General features: G+C 62.8%; 12 protein-coding genes. 4 read left to right on the top strand and 8 right to left on the bottom strand.

The window, feature by feature from the left end; genetic code table 11:
• The first annotated feature begins 147 nt into the window (after positions 1–147).
• Positions 148–1017: an ion transporter gene (locus AC3WW4_RS02255; protein ID WP_488826772.1), complete on the top strand. Its 870-nt coding sequence runs from the start codon at positions 148–150 to the stop codon at positions 1015–1017.
• Between the two features lie 25 nt (positions 1018–1042).
• Here AC3WW4_RS02255 and AC3WW4_RS02250 read toward each other — a convergent pair whose 3' ends face one another.
• The 3 genes from AC3WW4_RS02250 to AC3WW4_RS02240 form a co-directional block, all read right to left on the bottom strand.
• Entirely contained in the window at positions 1043–3256 is a 2214-nt protein-coding gene (locus AC3WW4_RS02250) for a putative bifunctional diguanylate cyclase/phosphodiesterase (RefSeq protein WP_488826771.1), read from the bottom strand.
• A 108-nt stretch (positions 3257–3364) separates the two neighbouring features.
• Positions 3365–3649 carry a BTH_I0359 family protein gene (locus tag AC3WW4_RS02245; RefSeq protein WP_488826770.1) on the bottom strand — a complete coding sequence of 95 codons (285 nt, stop codon included), beginning with the start codon at positions 3647–3649 and terminating at the stop codon, positions 3365–3367.
• A 382-nt stretch (positions 3650–4031) separates the two neighbouring features.
• Positions 4032–4658, bottom strand: coding sequence for a glutathione peroxidase (locus AC3WW4_RS02240; protein ID WP_488826769.1), 627 nt, complete (start codon positions 4656–4658; stop codon positions 4032–4034).
• Between the two features lie 267 nt (positions 4659–4925).
• Between AC3WW4_RS02240 and codB the strand changes: the two genes are divergently transcribed.
• From codB to codA, 3 genes are read left to right on the top strand one after another with little or no spacing between them, the layout of a single operon-like run.
• Positions 4926–6218, top strand: a complete 1293-nt coding sequence (codB, locus tag AC3WW4_RS02235) for a cytosine permease (RefSeq protein ID WP_488826768.1) — start codon at positions 4926–4928, stop codon at positions 6216–6218.
• Positions 6215–7459, top strand: coding sequence for a PucR family transcriptional regulator (locus tag AC3WW4_RS02230; RefSeq protein WP_488826767.1), 1245 nt, complete (start codon positions 6215–6217; stop codon positions 7457–7459). The genes codB and AC3WW4_RS02230 overlap by 4 nt, the downstream gene beginning before the upstream one ends.
• Positions 7456–8703, top strand: coding sequence for a cytosine deaminase (gene codA, locus AC3WW4_RS02225; protein WP_488826766.1), 1248 nt, complete (start codon positions 7456–7458; stop codon positions 8701–8703). The genes AC3WW4_RS02230 and codA overlap by 4 nt, the downstream gene beginning before the upstream one ends.
• Position 8704: 1 nt before the next feature.
• Here codA and AC3WW4_RS02220 read toward each other — a convergent pair whose 3' ends face one another.
• The 5 genes from AC3WW4_RS02220 to AC3WW4_RS02200 form a co-directional block, all read right to left on the bottom strand.
• Entirely contained in the window at positions 8705–10009 is a 1305-nt protein-coding gene (locus AC3WW4_RS02220; RefSeq protein WP_488826765.1) for a hypothetical protein, read from the bottom strand.
• Positions 9999–10640: a hypothetical protein gene (locus AC3WW4_RS02215; RefSeq protein WP_488826764.1), complete on the bottom strand. Its 642-nt coding sequence runs from the start codon at positions 10638–10640 to the stop codon at positions 9999–10001. Before AC3WW4_RS02215 ends, AC3WW4_RS02220 begins: the two co-directional genes overlap by 11 nt.
• Positions 10627–11685 carry an SEL1-like repeat protein gene (locus AC3WW4_RS02210; RefSeq protein ID WP_488826763.1) on the bottom strand — a complete coding sequence of 353 codons (1059 nt, stop codon included), beginning with the start codon at positions 11683–11685 and terminating at the stop codon, positions 10627–10629. The genes AC3WW4_RS02215 and AC3WW4_RS02210 overlap by 14 nt, the downstream gene beginning before the upstream one ends.
• A gap of 173 nt (positions 11686–11858) precedes the next feature.
• The gene (locus tag AC3WW4_RS02205; protein WP_488826762.1) at positions 11859–14390 is read right to left on the bottom strand and encodes a T6SS phospholipase effector Tle1-like catalytic domain-containing protein; all 2532 of its coding nucleotides are present in this window, start codon (positions 14388–14390) and stop codon (positions 11859–11861) included.
• Entirely contained in the window at positions 14387–14971 is a 585-nt protein-coding gene (locus tag AC3WW4_RS02200; protein WP_488826761.1) for a DUF3304 domain-containing protein, read from the bottom strand. Before AC3WW4_RS02200 ends, AC3WW4_RS02205 begins: the two co-directional genes overlap by 4 nt.
• Positions 14972–15018 lie beyond the last annotated feature (47 nt).

Below are 15018 nucleotides of genomic sequence, written 5' to 3'. Positions count from 1 at the left end.
GGGCGACGCTCGACCGGGGGCAAAACCGGGGTGGCGTCGGTGCGGGCAGCGGGGGAAGCAGAGGCATTCATGCGCCCATTTTAGAGTTTGCCTGCGTGTTGCGCCCGCCCCATGTGCATCCCCCTGCGGAAAGCTTATAAAGCGAGGATGCACACCGATCTGGACAAACCCACCCAAGGCTGGCGCCGCACTCTCTACGCCGTCATTTACGAGTCGGACACGCCCGCCGGACGACGCTTCGACCAGATCCTGATCTGGACCATCCTGATCAGCATCGTGGCCGTCATTCTCGACAGCGTGGCGAGCATCGCCGACGCCTACGGGCCGCTGCTGCACGTGCTGGAGTGGGGCTTCACCGTGGTCTTCACGGTCGAGTATGTGCTGCGCCTGGCCTGCATCGAGCGCCCGCGCAAATACGCCCTGAGCTTTTTCGGCATCATCGACCTGCTGTCCATCCTGCCGTCCTACCTGGCGCTGATCGAGCCGGGCGCCCTGTTCTTCCTGGACGTGCGCATCCTGCGCCTGATGCGGGTGTTCCGCGTCTTCAAGCTGACCGGCTTTGTCTCGGAGTACACCATCCTGGGCATGGCGCTGCTGGCGAGCCGGCGCAAGATCATGGTCTTCATGTCCTTCGTGCTGATGATCTCGCTGCTGATGGCCACGGCCATGTATGTGTTCGAAGGGCCCGCACACGGTTTCACCAGCATCCCCACGGCGATGTACTGGGCCATCACGACGATGACGACGGTGGGCTTTGGTGACATCACGCCCAAGACCGACATCGGCCGCCTGATTTCCTCGTTCGTGATGCTGATGGGCTGGAGCGTGCTGGCCGTGCCCACAGGCATCGTGACCGCCGAGCTCACGGCCAAGCGCCGCCAGGCCGCCATCGGTGCGCCGCTGAGCCCCACCCCCAGCCAGTTCTCGGACGTGAGTTGTCCGCGCTGCGATGCCATCGACCAGCACCCGCAAGGGCGCTACTGCTGGCGATGCGGTGCCGATCTGCTGGGACGATGACGTCGGTGAGCGCGTCGGTGCGCAACTAGCGCTTGACGGCGCGCAGCAGGGGCTCCATCCCCAAATCCGACCAGTTGGTGAGCGCCTCGTCGTCGACCCCGTCACGGTCGATCGGCGCGTCCTGCGCCACCTGCACAGCCCCCCGCACCACATGCGCCAGGGGCACGGCACCTCGCTGCCCCAGCCACGGCAGCAGGTCCTGGGCGGGCATGGGCCGGGCAAACAGATAGCCCTGCAACTCGTCGCACTGCAGGCGGGTGAGGATGGCCGCCTGTGCGGGGGTTTCGACGCCCTCGCCCACCACCTTCAGACCCAGGGCATGGGCCAGGCGGACCACGGCCTCGACGATGGCCTGGGCGTCGCGGCTGACTTCCAGGTCGCCAATGAAGCTGCGGTCGATCTTGAGCTGGCGCGCAGGCAGTCGGCGCAGGTAACTCAGGCTGGAGTAGCCCGTGCCAAAGTCATCGATCGACAGCCGCACGCCGATCTCGTCGAGCAGGTCGAACACCCGGATCGAGGCCTCGATGTCGTCCATCGCCACCGATTCGGTGATCTCCAGGATCAGCATGGCCGGGGGCACGCGGTGGCGCAGCAGGGCCTCGCGCACGCGCTGCGCCAGATCGGGCTGACGCAGTTGATGGGCGGACAGGTTCACCGCCACCGGCACGTCCACGCCGGCTTCGTGCCACAGGCGCATCTGGCGGCAAGCGGCGTCCAGCACCCACAGGCCCAGCTCGCCGATCAAGCCAAAGCGTTCGGCCACGGGGATGAAGGTGGCGGGACTGACCAGACCACGCACCGGGTGCTGCCAGCGCAGCAGGGCTTCGACCCCGGCCAGCTCACCGCTGCCGGCGCGCAGCTTGGGCTGGTAGTGCAGCATCAGCTCGTCGCGGGCGATGGCATGGCGCAGATCGCGCTGCAAAGCAACCTGGTCCACGCCCACCTGGTCTTCACCGCTGCGGTGAAAGCAGTAGACGCCGCCGCCGGCCTTGCGCGCCGTGAGCATGGCGTCGCTGGCATGGGTCAGCAGCAGGCGGGCGTTGAAGCTCTCCGGGTAGCGGGCTATGCCGATGGAGGCGCTGACCGACAACTCGTGCCCCTCGAACAGGCAGGGTTCGTGCACGGCGGCCGACAGGCGCTGGGCCAGTTGCGCAAGCTCGTGCTCCTCGGCCAGGCCGCACGACAGCAGCAGGAACTCATCGGACTCGGCGTGCGCCAGCACATCGCCCTCCCGCATGGCCACCTGCAGGCGCAGGGCCAGGTGACGCATCAGCTGATCACCCTGCGCGTGGCCATAGGTTTCGGTCAAGGTGCGCACGCCATCGACGTGCAGGCGCATCACGCACAAGGGCCCGACGGCCGGGGCGCTGGCGTCCTCGAAGCGCTGGCGCAGCATCCGCTCGAAGCCGGAGCGGTTGAGCAAGCCGGTCAGGGGGTCATGCTGGGCGGCATCCTCCAGGGCAGCCTGGGCCACCTTGAGCGAGTCGACCAGCGCCTGCTGGCGCCGCCGCGCGCGGGCATCCAGCCGCATGCTGAGGTGCCCCATCAGCAGCAGCATCAGCACGGCCCCGAACAACAGCAGCTCCAGGCCCTCGCCAGAGAGGTGGTCCACGCTCAGGCACTCGGCCCCCGCTGGCACCCGCATGGCCCACACCATGCACACCTGACCGGCGTTGAACAGGGCGCTGATCCCCAGCACCAACAGGCCGCGCCGCCACAACGGCGGCTCGGCCACCAAGCTGCGTCGCAAGGCGAGCGAGCCCAGCAGGCAACCGGTCAGGGTCAGGAGCACGGCACCGGCCAGTCGCCCGACATCCCAGGTGACGCTGGGCTGGAACATGATGGCCGACGCATGGATGAAGATCAGCAGGCACAAGCCCAGGGCGACCAGCACCCCACCGATGATGCGCAGGCGCACCGGGAAGTGCACGCGGATCTGCATCCAGATCGCCGCCGCGCTGATGACCACGGCCGGCATCCAGGCGGCGAGCACCACCGGTGCCACGAAGCCCACCCGGATGGGCAGTTGCAGCGCCGCCAGGTTGAGCAGGGCCTGCGCCCAGAAGCCCGTGCCCACGCACAGCGCGCCGCCCAGCCACCAGCCCAGGCCGGCATCCCGGTCGTTGGCCCGCACGCAGCGCACCACCGTTCCTTGCAGGAACAGGGCGTACAAGCCGAGCGACCAGGCAAGGAGCTGGGTCGACAGCTGGAAATGGGCGTCCATGAAGGGCGGTGACATGCGAAAGGGCTTTGAAAGGTTTCGCAGTCTAGGCAGGGGTCGGTGCCACCGTCATGGGCACTCACCCCAGCTGCAGGGGGCCGATGGGCCACCCCGCGCGCGTTTTCGTTAATGCATCACGACTGGCTGTTGCGCCATCCCGGCGAAGCGCTCCAGAAAGGCGTCGAAGTCCTCGACGCTGTGGGCGGCCTCGATCAGGGCGTCCACGCCTTCTTTGAAGGACTCGGCCAGCGCGCCTTCCAGGAACAGCTCCTTGCGAGCGTGCTTGTCGACGATTTCGTAGCCCCCACGCGTCAGCGTCGGGTTGGTGCCCTCGGTCGTGGCGACCCCCAGCGCTGGCAGCATCTCGATCTGCACCACGGCATAGCTGTCGGAGTTGTAGAGCATGTGCATGGATGTGACTCCTGGTGTGATCCATCTTTCAGGTCAGCAGATCGGGCCGGGGCCGCGGTCTGCAAGACCATCATGGGTCTTTCTTCGGCTTGGCGCCCCCCGGCTTGAAGACCGGCGCACAGGAAAATGACCAAGGTGTGTCCAAGTGCACATTTCCCCCCAAGCTGGAAAAGCTGTGTGAACCTCCCCCCTGAGAGGGATGCGCCGGACGCGCTTCCCCTCTACAGTTGCACCCAGTGCTGTCACACGGTTCCGCCTAACGGAACACCAGGGAAAGACAAGAAAAAGAAGACATCACGCATGAATGGCCCCGTCGGTTACCGTCGGGGCCATTTTCTTGGGCGCGCCGCGCTCTTGCCCCTCGCGCGCGCCCCTGTCTCGGTCAGGGCTTGGCCGCCAGCGCCCGTTCGATGTCGGCCACCAGGCTGCGACTGTCGGGCGCGGTCAGGCTGTTGTAGGCCTCCACCGTGCGCCCATCGCGGGCGATCAGGTACTTGTAGAAGTTCCACTTGGGGCTTGTACCCGACAGCTGGGTCAGTTCGGCGAACAGCGGATTGGCCTGCGCCCCCTTGACGCTGCTCTTGGCGAACATCGGGAACTTCACCCCGAAGGTGTTGGCGCAGAACTCGGCGATCTGCTGGCCCGAGTCGGGCTCCTGCTGACCGAAGTCATTGGACGGGAAACCCAGCACCACCAGCCCCTGGCTCTTGTACTTGGCGTACAAAGCCTCCAGCCCCTTGTACTGCGAGGTGAAGCCACAGTAGCTGGCCGTGTTGACCACCAGGATCACCTGCCCGCTGTACTGGCACAGCGACTGAGGCTTTTCGTCCTGCAGGCGCGGGAAGGTCTTGTTGAGCAGCGCCGGACAAGAGGTGGCGGCCGGGACGGGCAAGGCCGCAGGCGTTGCGGTGGCAGGCGGGGCCGCCTGGGTCAGGCCGCTGACGCCGCTCAGGGCCGCGAACACGCCAGACAGGATCCAGGAACGCAGGGGGGCAACAAGGGTGAGCATGGCGGTGGCTTTCGGAAGGATTGCCTGGCAGCTTACCGCGAGGGCAAGGCCCCACACCGAAGTCGGGCTTGAGCGCACCGCCGTGAGGCACGGGCCGACTGGCCCGCCTGCGCATGGTGCAACGCACCGTCCTCCGGCCGGACATTTGTGCAATCTGCACAAATCCGTTTGTTCGGGCTGAACGGCGGCATCGTCAACTCAACGCGTGGATCGATGGCACAGGGTTTGCACTGTCACCAGGGTCCAACCCCCAACGGAGTCACCACCATGGCCCAAGCCCCCGACCTCGATCACGACTATCCCCTCAGTGAAGTCCCCGCCGGCGCCCGCAAGGGGCTGCTGTCCACCTCCATCCTCTTGTTCGGCTTCACCTTCTTCACGGCCACCATGTTTGCCGGCGGCAAGATGGGCATGGCCTTCGACTTCAAGACCCTGATCTGGGCCGCCATTGCGGGCAACCTGTTGCTGGGCCTGTATGCCGCCGTGCTAGGCCTGATCGCCTGCCGCAGCGGCCTCAACTCCGTGCTGATGGGCCGTTTCTGCTTCGGCGAGACCGGCAGCAAGCTGTCGGACGTCCTGCTCGGCTTCACCCAGATCGGCTGGTACGCCTGGGGCACGGCCACCATCGCTTTGGTGCTGGTCAAGATGCTGTCACTGCCCACCAGCTGGACCATCCCGCTGATGGTGCTGTTCGGCTTCGGCTTCAGCCTGACGGCCTTCATCGGCTACAAGGGTCTGGACCTGCTGTCGCGCGTCGCCGTGCCCGCCATGCTCGCGTTGCTGGTGTGGTCGCTGTGGATCGCCACGCGGGACGTGGGCGGCCTCGAAGGGCTGCTCGCCATCCAGCCCAAGGAGAGCATGAGCTGGCACATGGCCATCACCCTGGTGTTTGGCACCTTTGTGAGTGGCGCCACCCAGGCCACCAACTGGACCCGCTTTGCCCGTGACGGCAAGACCGCCGTGCTCTCCAGCCTGGTGGGCTTCTTCATCGGCAATGGCCTGATGATCGTCGTGGGCGCCTACGGCGCGATGGTGTACCAGCAGCCGGACATCGTCGAAGTCATGGTGCTGCAAGGTCTGTCGGTCGCGGCCGTGGTGATGCTGTTCCTGAACCTGTGGACCACCCAGGACAACACCATCTACAACTTCGCCGCCGCCGGCTGCAACCTGGTCCGCCAGGATCGCCGCGGCACCATCACCCTGGTCGGCGCCGGCATCGGCACGCTGCTGGCGATTGCCGGCATGTCGGACATGCTGATCCCCTTCCTGATCCTGCTGGGCTCCATCATCCCGCCGATCGGCGGCGTGATCATGGCCGACTTCTTCCACGGCCACAAAGGCCGCTACCCGCAGCTCAGCACCACCACCCTGCCCCGCTTCAACGGCGTCGGCCTGGGCGCCTATGCGATCGGCGCCGTGTGTGCCTATGTCTCGCCCTGGGTGGCACCGCTGGTCGGCATTGGCGTAGCGGCGCTGAGCTATGTGGTGCTGTTCGAGGTGCAGCGCGTGCGCGTGGGCCGTCGCCAGCTGGGTGAAGCGAACGCGGGTGTGGGCGCATGAGCCTGAGCATCCGAGATGTGCTGCTCCTGCCCCGGCTCCAGGCCATGCGCCTGCGTGCCGGGCAGGCCGGTGAGCACCAGACCGTGCGCTGGCCCTATGTGGCCGAGAACGAGTCGATTGCTGAGTGGGTGCTGGGGGGCGAACTGGTGTTCGTCACCGGCATCAACCAGCCGCGCGATGAGGCCAATCTGCGGCAACTGGTGCGCGAAGCGCATGAACGGCGCTGCGCGGGCCTGGTCATCCTCACCGGCCCGCGCTACATCCGCCACATCCCCGACAGCGTCCTGGCCGACGCCAATGCGCTGGGCGTGCCCCTGATCGAGCAGCCCTACGCCCTGCCCATGATCGAAGTGACCGAGGCGATCGGCTCGGCCCTGGTGCAGGCACAGTTGCTGGGCAGCTCCCGCCAGCAGCTCATCGAGCAATTGCTCGATGGCAACCTCGCCGACACCACGGTGCTCGCCCACCGGGCGGACCGCCTGGCCATCGACCTGCGTCAACCACGCCAGGTGCTGGTGCTGCAACTGGCGGGCACCGCCGCCATGTTCCGCTCGTTTGCGCCCGAGATGGCAGAGACCTTGCTGCAATCGTTTCGGCAAGAGGTGCTGTCGCAGCTGAGCCGGAGCCTGGCCACCCTGGGTCAGCCCCTGCCGGTGATCAGCCAGGCCGAGCAGTGGATCGCGCTGCTGCCGGCTGGCGAAGCCGACGCGCTCGCCCGCCACCGCGCCAGCGTGGAACAGTTGCTGCACACGCTCAACCAGGGAGACACGCCGCTGCGCGTCTTTGCCGGCCTGAGTGCGACCTGCCCGCAGCCCACCGAGCTGCCGCGCGGGCTGGGCCAGGCACGCCAGGCCCTGATGGCCGCCCAGTCGTTTCCCGAGCGACTGGGCCTGTGCTGCTTTGAGGAGCTGGGCGTGCTCGAACTGCTGGTGGCCATCCGCGACCGCAGCCTGCTGGACCGCTTCCTGCACACCACCCTGGGCCCGCTGCTGCAGCACGACCTGGGACACCACGCCGTGCTCACGCAGACGCTGGAGGCCTGGACCCAGGCCAACGGCAACCTGGTGGCCGCTGCGCAGCGCCTGGGCGTGCACCGCAACACCCTGAACTACCGCATGCAGCAGATCCAGACCCTGACCGGGCTGGACCTGAACGATGCCCAACACCGCCTGAACATCGCCATTGCGTTGATGATCTGGCGACTGTCGACCCACAACCACTCCACGAGGAATCCCGCATGAACCACCTCATCAATGCGCGCCTGCGCGGCCGCCCTGGCTTGTTCACCCTGCGCTGGCTTGACGGCCGGATCAGTGCCATTGAGGCACAAGCCGACACCTTGCCCCCACCTGCAGCAGATTCGACCGGCTTCGATGCCGCCGGCAAGCTCGTGATCCCGCCCCTGGTTGAGCCCCACATCCACCTGGACGCCGCCCTCACCGCGGGCGAGCCCAACTGGAACCTCAGCGGCACCCTGTTCGAAGGCATCGAACGCTGGGCCGAGCGCAAGGCTTTGGTCACGTCCGAGGACACGAAGTCGCGCGCACACCGCACCATCCGCATGCTGGCCGCCCACGGCATCCAGCACGTGCGCACCCACGTCGATGTCACCGAACCGGGTCTGGGCACGCTCAAGGCCATGCTGGCCGTGCGCGACGAGGCCAGCGACCTGGTGGACCTGCAGATCGTGGCCTTCCCGCAAGAAGGCATTGAATCGTTTGCCAATGGTCGCGCGCTGATGACCGAGGCCGTGGAGATGGGCGTGGACGTGGTGGGCGGCATCCCCCACTTCGAGAACACGCGCGACCAGGGCGTCTCGTCCCTCCACTTCCTGATGGATTTGGCCGAACGCCACGGCCGCCTGGTGGACGTGCACTGCGACGAAACCGACGACCCTCACTCGCGCTTCCTGGAGGTGCTGGCCGAGCTCACCCGTGTGAAGGACATGGGTGAGCGCGTGACGGCCAGCCACACCACGGCCATGGGCTCGTACGACAACGCCTACTGCTCCAAGCTGTTCCGGCTGCTGAAGCAGGCGGGACTGAGCTTCATTTCCTGCCCCACTGAGAGCATCCACCTGCAGGGCCGCTTTGACACCTACCCCAAGCGCCGCGGCCTGACCCGCGTGCCCGAGCTGGACCGCGCGGGCCTGAACGTGTGCTTTGCGCAGGACTCCATCGTGGACCCCTGGTACCCGCTGGGCAACGGCAACATCCTGCGCATCCTGGACGCGGGGCTGCACATCTGCCACATGCTGGGCTACGAGGACCTGCAACGTGCGCTGGACTTCGTGACCGACCACAGCGCCCAAGCGATGGCGCTGGGCGAGGGCTACGGCCTGGCCGTGGGCCGACCTGCGAACCTGGTGGTGCTGTCTGCCGAGAACGACTATGAGGTGCTGCGCACGCAAGGGCATGCGCTGCTGTCGGTGCGGCACGGGAAGGTGATTGTGCGCCGCACAGTGGGGGAGGTGGTGTGGGGGTGACTCAGTGCGCAGGCGAGACAGGCGAGTGCAAGCGCATGGAGCCGACCATCTTGCGAAATACCTCCTCTGCCTCCTTGAACTTCGGTGGCTGCTTATTGCCAATGGCAGTACGGTATTTCCCAGGCAACACGCCTGCCATCGTCAGCTTGATATACGGCTTGTCAAGCTGCCCAGGCACACCGTGGGCCATGAACTCGAACTCATAGGTGACGTCCATCCCGCTGTCTTTGGCATAGCGTCTGCCGATGATGCGCCCCACCTGGCCCGCCACGTTCACATAGATCGGGCCGTAGCTGTGGCTGATGCCAGCCATGTTGATGATGCCGCTCAAGAACCCCACGCCCGATGAGCGACTGAGGTCTTCGGCGGTGAGAACGTGCGGGTCGCCACCATCACGGATGTCAGGACGAGGCTTGGATTCAGCTCGCACCATCCAGGTCTCCAGCTCAAACACGAGGTTGGGCTGCGCCTTGACGAAGAAGGGAATGTCCAGGCTGTAGTCGCCCTTCGTGGGGTCTTGCGGATCATCGGCCACAAAGCCAAAGGCGGTGCACACCCCTGGTTGCCGGGGCAACTCTTCAGGTCGGCGGCTGCTGAAGCGGCCATGAAAGGACTGCCACTCGTGAGCGGCGGCCTGCACTCCCAGCTCAGGGCGGCTGACAGCGCCCGTGATGATCCGAATACGCTTGTCCTTGGGGTCTTGGAAACCTGCGGCGAAGTTATTGCCCCACCGATAGGCAAAGCCGGTGGGTGGAGCCGCTGACGGAAGGGTGGCCGTGCCGGTTGCGGCAATCGAAGAACGTACTTCCGCAGCCCGTCGTCCCCACATCGCTAAATTATTCTGAACGTAGCTCGCTGCCCCAGGATTTTTTCTCTCTTGGTCTTGGAGAAACTTCACCATGTCCTTGTAGTCGTGCTCCAACCATCCATATTTCAGCGTTCGAGACCGTTGCACAAACTCCTCGCCTTCGGACTTGATCTCGGCGACAGACTGTTTGTGATTCGTCCCAAGCTCCTCCAGATTCCACACTGCAACGCGCGCGCCATGAGTCGAGAGTGGATAGCCAGGCAGTTGCGTACCCATCCTCTGAAAGCCGGCCCCGCCAGGATTGGCGAGTACCTTTTTGGTGGACTCGCCCATGATCACGGAACCCGGCACTTGGATGGCCAGCAGGCCAAGACAAACGGAGGGCTGCGCAGCGCGCTCATTCTTGCCAGAGAAAATTCTGAGATTGGTGGCGTGCGACTCGGCGAGCATGGCACTCAAGAGCGCCGCGATTGTGAGGACAAAGGCCTTAAGCTGCATGGCTTACCCCCACTGAATGGGGATCCGAATGAATGTGTTGATTGGCGTCAGACAACGCCTTGATGCTCATGCCCGCTGGATGATTGTTTTCTTCAAACGTCCAATAGCTTGGGAGACGGCAGAAGAATCCCTTCACGCCATCATTATTCATTGCATCAGCAAACGGCCTGAGCCAAAAATCTTCACTAAAGGGCATCTCGGAAGCCGCCTGTTTGGCAGCGTCTTCGTCACGTCTTTGCGCGGCAGGCAATGTAGGCCATAAGCTGCCGTTATGCTCCCTCGAGAAACCAACGGGCACAAAATTGAATATCTTTGTATATTGCCTCTCGTTGCTTGCAGCCAAGTCTTGAAGCATTTCGATTGTTTCGCCCGCAGCAGGCATCTGTATTGCGGCAGAGAACTCGCTTCTACCTGACTGCACAACGCTCCCATCACCGGCCTTGATGTGAAAACCGAGATGCTTTTCCCACAGGTCCAATCTCAACTTCCTTGCAAAGGTGTTGGCGCGCTGCGGTGCAAAGGGGTTGGCTTGCCAGTGAAACTTCACCTTGATGCGGCCCAGGCGGTCGGTGTAGCGCTCGTCTGCGCCTTGCGGGCTGATCGTGTCACAGAGACGCTTACTTGCGCGCACTCACAGGCCGCCCTGTCTTGGGGTCGAGACCCTTGGACCGTGCCATCTCCTCGATGCGCTTCTCAGTTGGCAAAGGCGGCGGCACGTTGGCCTTGTGCTCCTCCAGCCACTTGAACTTGCCGTCCCATGGTGGCAGCTGGGTCGGGGGCAAGGGCACGATCTCGTCGATCTCGGGGACTTTGGGGTCGAGATAGTCGTAGTCGGCAAGGAAATCCCAAATGATCTTGTAGCGCCTCGCACGCTCAAGGTCAGGCTCCACGCCCAAGTATCCAATTTCCGCGGGGTCTACAAGTTTGAATCCTTTGGCCAGCCGACTCGCAGATTGAGCATGACCTGCCTTGGCGCCCCACTGGTATGCCTCCATGGCCTCCTTTGGCTTTTCTTCGTAAATGTAGACGCCAAGGCCCAAGGCTGCCTCTTTGTGACCTTGCTCTGCTGCACAGCGCAGCATCTGCAGACCGATCCCCACCACCTCGGGCGGTTGATACCTTGTGTCAATGAGTTTGTCTCCAATCAGATACTGCGCATCAGGGCTACCCAAGTCTGCGGCCTTGCGGTAGTAGCGCTTGCCAAGATCAAAGTCGCCGACCACGCCGTAGCCCTGCATGAGGTAGTTGCCCATGTCGTAGTAGCCGCCAGGGATGCCGCGCTGAATCATGTCTTCGACCAGATCAACGCTCTCTTTTATGGGGTTGGGGCTTTGGGCTTGGCCGTTTTTGAGCATACCGCGCAGGGCCAGGTTGGCTTTGTCGTGCCCATGTGCGGTCGCAATTCGCACCAAGCGCTCGATGGCCGGGTAGACGGCTGGATCGTCCTTGAGCAGGTTGTTGCGCCGCAGCCACCGGGCATGTTGGTAAAGCTGCTCGGCTTCAGGATCTCGCGGGGGAATGCGGTCAGCTTCTTTGGCGCAGGTGAAGGCGGCATCGGGCCTCAGGCCGGCCATGTCGGGTGTGGCAGTGATGGTCATGCGGGTATCTCTGGGAAAGAAGTGGCGTTGAACGCCATACGCACCAACCACCATGATCACCAGCGCGATGACGATCAAGCCTAGGAACAGTGTCTTGCGAGTATGTGCGACACGCAGAAGTTGAGGCATAAGAAAGATCGGCCCAGTATCTGTAACTGCGGCCCCCGGGGCATGGAGGGGTGATTGTGCGCAATACCAACGTCATTGGCGGATGGGACGCCGCCCGCATCATCCTCTGCTCTAACACCAACTCATTTACTCGGCGTCGTCGTGCGCTCAATCTGAGCAATGCTCTCTGCATGCTCGCGCTTCTCTCGTGCAATTTGAGCACGGGTGCCCTCAGTGAACTCATCCTTCTTGTGGGACGGCAACCTTGAGTCTGCCCGCACTTCAGCGTCACGCGCCATGAGGCTGCGCATCTTTTCTTCATGGCGGGCGTTCTCTTTGGCGATTCGGTCGATACGCGCTCTCTCTCGAACTCGGTCTTCTTCTTCTCGCTCAATGGCAGCTTGCCTGCTGCGATAGCCGGGATCGTTGAGTTGCCCTGCCTGAAAAATACGCCGATGCCGGACGTACCCCCATAATCGATATGGCTCTCGCCCCCCCATGAGCAAGGGTTGCCCATCTTGCTTCAATCTCTGAAAGCTCTTTTCTGCTTCAGCCAAGGCCTTCTTCTCACCTGAATCTCGGGCGTCAGCGATACGATCTTCGGCTGCTTTCATCTGAATTTTGAAGTCCTTTTCGCGCTCGCCAAAAACGAACCAAGCCTCATCGTCCGGCACCATACTTTCAACATCTGAGCGCATGAACGGCTTGAACCAGGCGCGGGAATCATGGACGTAGTGTTCAAACCAATGCGCGGCGGCTGCGGGCAGGGCATTGGTTGAATGACTTGCCCATTCGGCATGCAACCACGTATCCCACTGCTGCTGCTTCTCCTGCATCACGGCGCGCAAGGCGGACTTCAAGTCCCAAGTCAATGCCGTCGAGCTCAGTGCCAACAGCTGAGCTGGGGGGATTCGACTGACGCCGGCAACATTCGAGACGATGCTAGCCCAGCTAAATACCTTATCAAAAAATGTGTCATCGATGACATCAAATTTCTTGGGGTCCTTGCTTTCCAGGAAGATGATTTCTTTGCGCAACTCTTGCTCAGCGCCTCGAATGTCTTCGATGTCCTGATATTTCGAAACGCTGGGGCTGGCCATCAAACCCGGCAACGCGCTGGCACCGCCCGGTCGGTTCATCTGGGCTTTTCGCCAACGAAGCAAGAAGCCATAGTGGTGACGCATCACACGGTGCAACTCACCGCGTGGCTGTGTTTCGGTCGGGAACATGCTGGCAAAAGCTTGTTGCCCTTTACCTTGGGTAGGCGGCACGCTGCCTGTGCGCGTGGCAGCGACGTATGCATTGAAGTCTTCGCGCAGCTTGGGAGAAATCGCGAAGTTAGTCTTTTGGTAGTCCAACATGGCATTGGGTGGTGCCAAAGGAACGCCCGCCATACGTGCCTCCCGGTACATTTGCGCCAGTGCAATTTGCGACGGCTTGAGCGGATCGCCCTGAGCGCCACCCAAGGCGCGGCCTTGATCATCCGGGGGGTAGCCGCCGCCGACATCAGAATGGACACCTGGGTAAACGATTTCCTTGCAGTTCGCGGGCAGGACACCACCCTGGCAGATTGAATCCAAGGGAAACGAGCCACGGATTTCAAACGCGGCAACCAGGTGCACACAGCGCTTGACGTGGGGAGGTACCACCATGTTCTGGCCCTCTGACCAGGCTCCGTGGCCATCAAATTGTTGACCAAACACAGGCGGTGTCGAATGTGCCAAGCCGACCGAAGCGACCGTGTCGAAGATGCCCAAGAAATCGACCTGCAGAGGGATGCCCGCCAAGGCACCTCCCCAGCGGTTGCTCAACATGTTCACCCACGCTCGCGCTTCTGCTGCCCCCCGAGAGAAGCCAAACACCGACAAGCGGATTTTGCGCAGATCTGGCTTGCTGGTGCCACGCGCCTTGAGGGCAGCAGATAGCTTCTGAACGTAACTGTCGAGCAACCTGTTGAAAGCGGTGGAATCATACGTCCCTGTGGTTTGAGCGTAGCTGTCCCAGGCATTCTTGAGCTGCTGCTGGGCCATGCTCGCGACCAACCCATGGATGCCCAGCGTCTTCAACCACGCGGGCACCTGAGCCTCAGTGGTCTTGCGTTGGTACAACTGCCCCAGGTCCACCGTGGCGTGTAGAGGCGTTCTGAACACTGCAGCATGAAGCTGATTGACAAACTGCAGCAAGGCCCAATCCAGCCGCGCCTGTCCCAGCAGGGCAGTTGCGAGACCACCGGCTTTTTGCAGCCCCGTACCGGTATCCCGGATATCAGGCATTGGTGTGCCTAACCCAGGTATGTAGATCTTGCGGTAGTAGGGCTGGTCGTCCGCAGGCACCGATGGGGACTTGAACGACTTGTCGGCAAAGACCGGTCTCGCTTCCTTGCTGCCATTGGGTTTGACCTTGGGCAACAGAGTCGGTGGGGTTTGAGCGGCATTGGTGCCGGGGTAAACCTCGTACAGACGTGCCACGTTGCTGTGCGCGAATCCTGGCGTGTCGCGGAATTTGTTGTTGTTGGTGCCGTCGAAGAAGACGCCGATGAAGATGTCTTTCTGGCAGGTCAGGGCGAGTTCTTTTTGGGTGCGGCCGTCCGTCACACTGTCATTAAATACTTTGATCTCTGGCCCCATCAACTCAAGCGGGCTTTCACGAGAGCTTTCCGAAAAACGCACATTCATTTTTTCCGCTCCCCAAACAGCGCTTTATTACATCGCTCTTCGTCTTCGTAGTTGCGTATGCACTGAATCAGAGCGGAATCGCAGTTCTGCATGTCCTCTTTCTCTTCTTTGATGTATGTGCAATATCCCTGCATTTCATCCCAACTCAAGCCTCCATAGACGGGCAAAGCGGCCTTGCAGACCTTACGGTCATGGTGCGCCAGACAACTTTCCCAGGGCGTTTCCTTGACGCGACCTTTCCAGTCCGGATGACCTGGCTCTCCCTTGGAGACCACGATTTCGACCTCGTTCTTTGGGTAGAACACCACGTACAGATCAGCGGGCTCGTCGTACTTGGGTACTTCAAAGTCGCGGGTGTATTTCTCGGGGTAGGTTTGCTGCCGGTCGGCTTCATCCCAAACCAGACGTAACTTGATGCCTGGTCGCCAGGTTTTGGGAAGACTGAGGCAGCAGCCTTTTTCACCGCCAGTGCCCAGCATGTCCACGATCGATCCACCAATGGCCGTTGGAGGGGTGGTGGACAAGTCATACAAGGTGTACTTCACACCCCGGTCGTGCATGTAGTTAACGCTGTCGCTCATGACCGAACTGTTCGCATCGCCTGCCTGATTGGCAGGAGCGGATGACG

The organism is Aquabacterium sp. TM01 (genome assembly GCF_057808345.1).
This window is presented reverse-complemented; position numbering and strand designations above follow the sequence as displayed.

Bases quoted from the DNA above. Each gene is read 5' to 3' on its own strand.
- AC3WW4_RS02255 (WP_488826772.1), top strand. From the start codon at position 148: ATGCACACCGATCTGGACAAACCCACCCAAGGCTGGCGCCGCACTCTC.
- AC3WW4_RS02250 (WP_488826771.1), bottom strand. From the start codon at position 3,256: ATGTCACCGCCCTTCATGGACGCCCATTTCCAGCTGTCGACCCAGCTC.
- AC3WW4_RS02240 (WP_488826769.1), bottom strand. From the start codon at position 4,658: ATGCTCACCCTTGTTGCCCCCCTGCGTTCCTGGATCCTGTCTGGCGTG.
- AC3WW4_RS02205 (WP_488826762.1), bottom strand. From the start codon at position 14,390: ATGAATGTGCGTTTTTCGGAAAGCTCTCGTGAAAGCCCGCTTGAGTTG.
- AC3WW4_RS02245 (WP_488826770.1), bottom strand. From the start codon at position 3,649: ATGCACATGCTCTACAACTCCGACAGCTATGCCGTGGTGCAGATCGAG.
- AC3WW4_RS02200 (WP_488826761.1), bottom strand. From the start codon at position 14,971: ATGAGCGACAGCGTTAACTACATGCACGACCGGGGTGTGAAGTACACC.
- AC3WW4_RS02230 (WP_488826767.1), top strand. From the start codon at position 6,215: ATGAGCCTGAGCATCCGAGATGTGCTGCTCCTGCCCCGGCTCCAGGCC.
- codB (WP_488826768.1), top strand. From the start codon at position 4,926: ATGGCCCAAGCCCCCGACCTCGATCACGACTATCCCCTCAGTGAAGTC.
- codA (WP_488826766.1), top strand. From the start codon at position 7,456: ATGAACCACCTCATCAATGCGCGCCTGCGCGGCCGCCCTGGCTTGTTC.
- AC3WW4_RS02220 (WP_488826765.1), bottom strand. From the start codon at position 10,009: ATGCAGCTTAAGGCCTTTGTCCTCACAATCGCGGCGCTCTTGAGTGCC.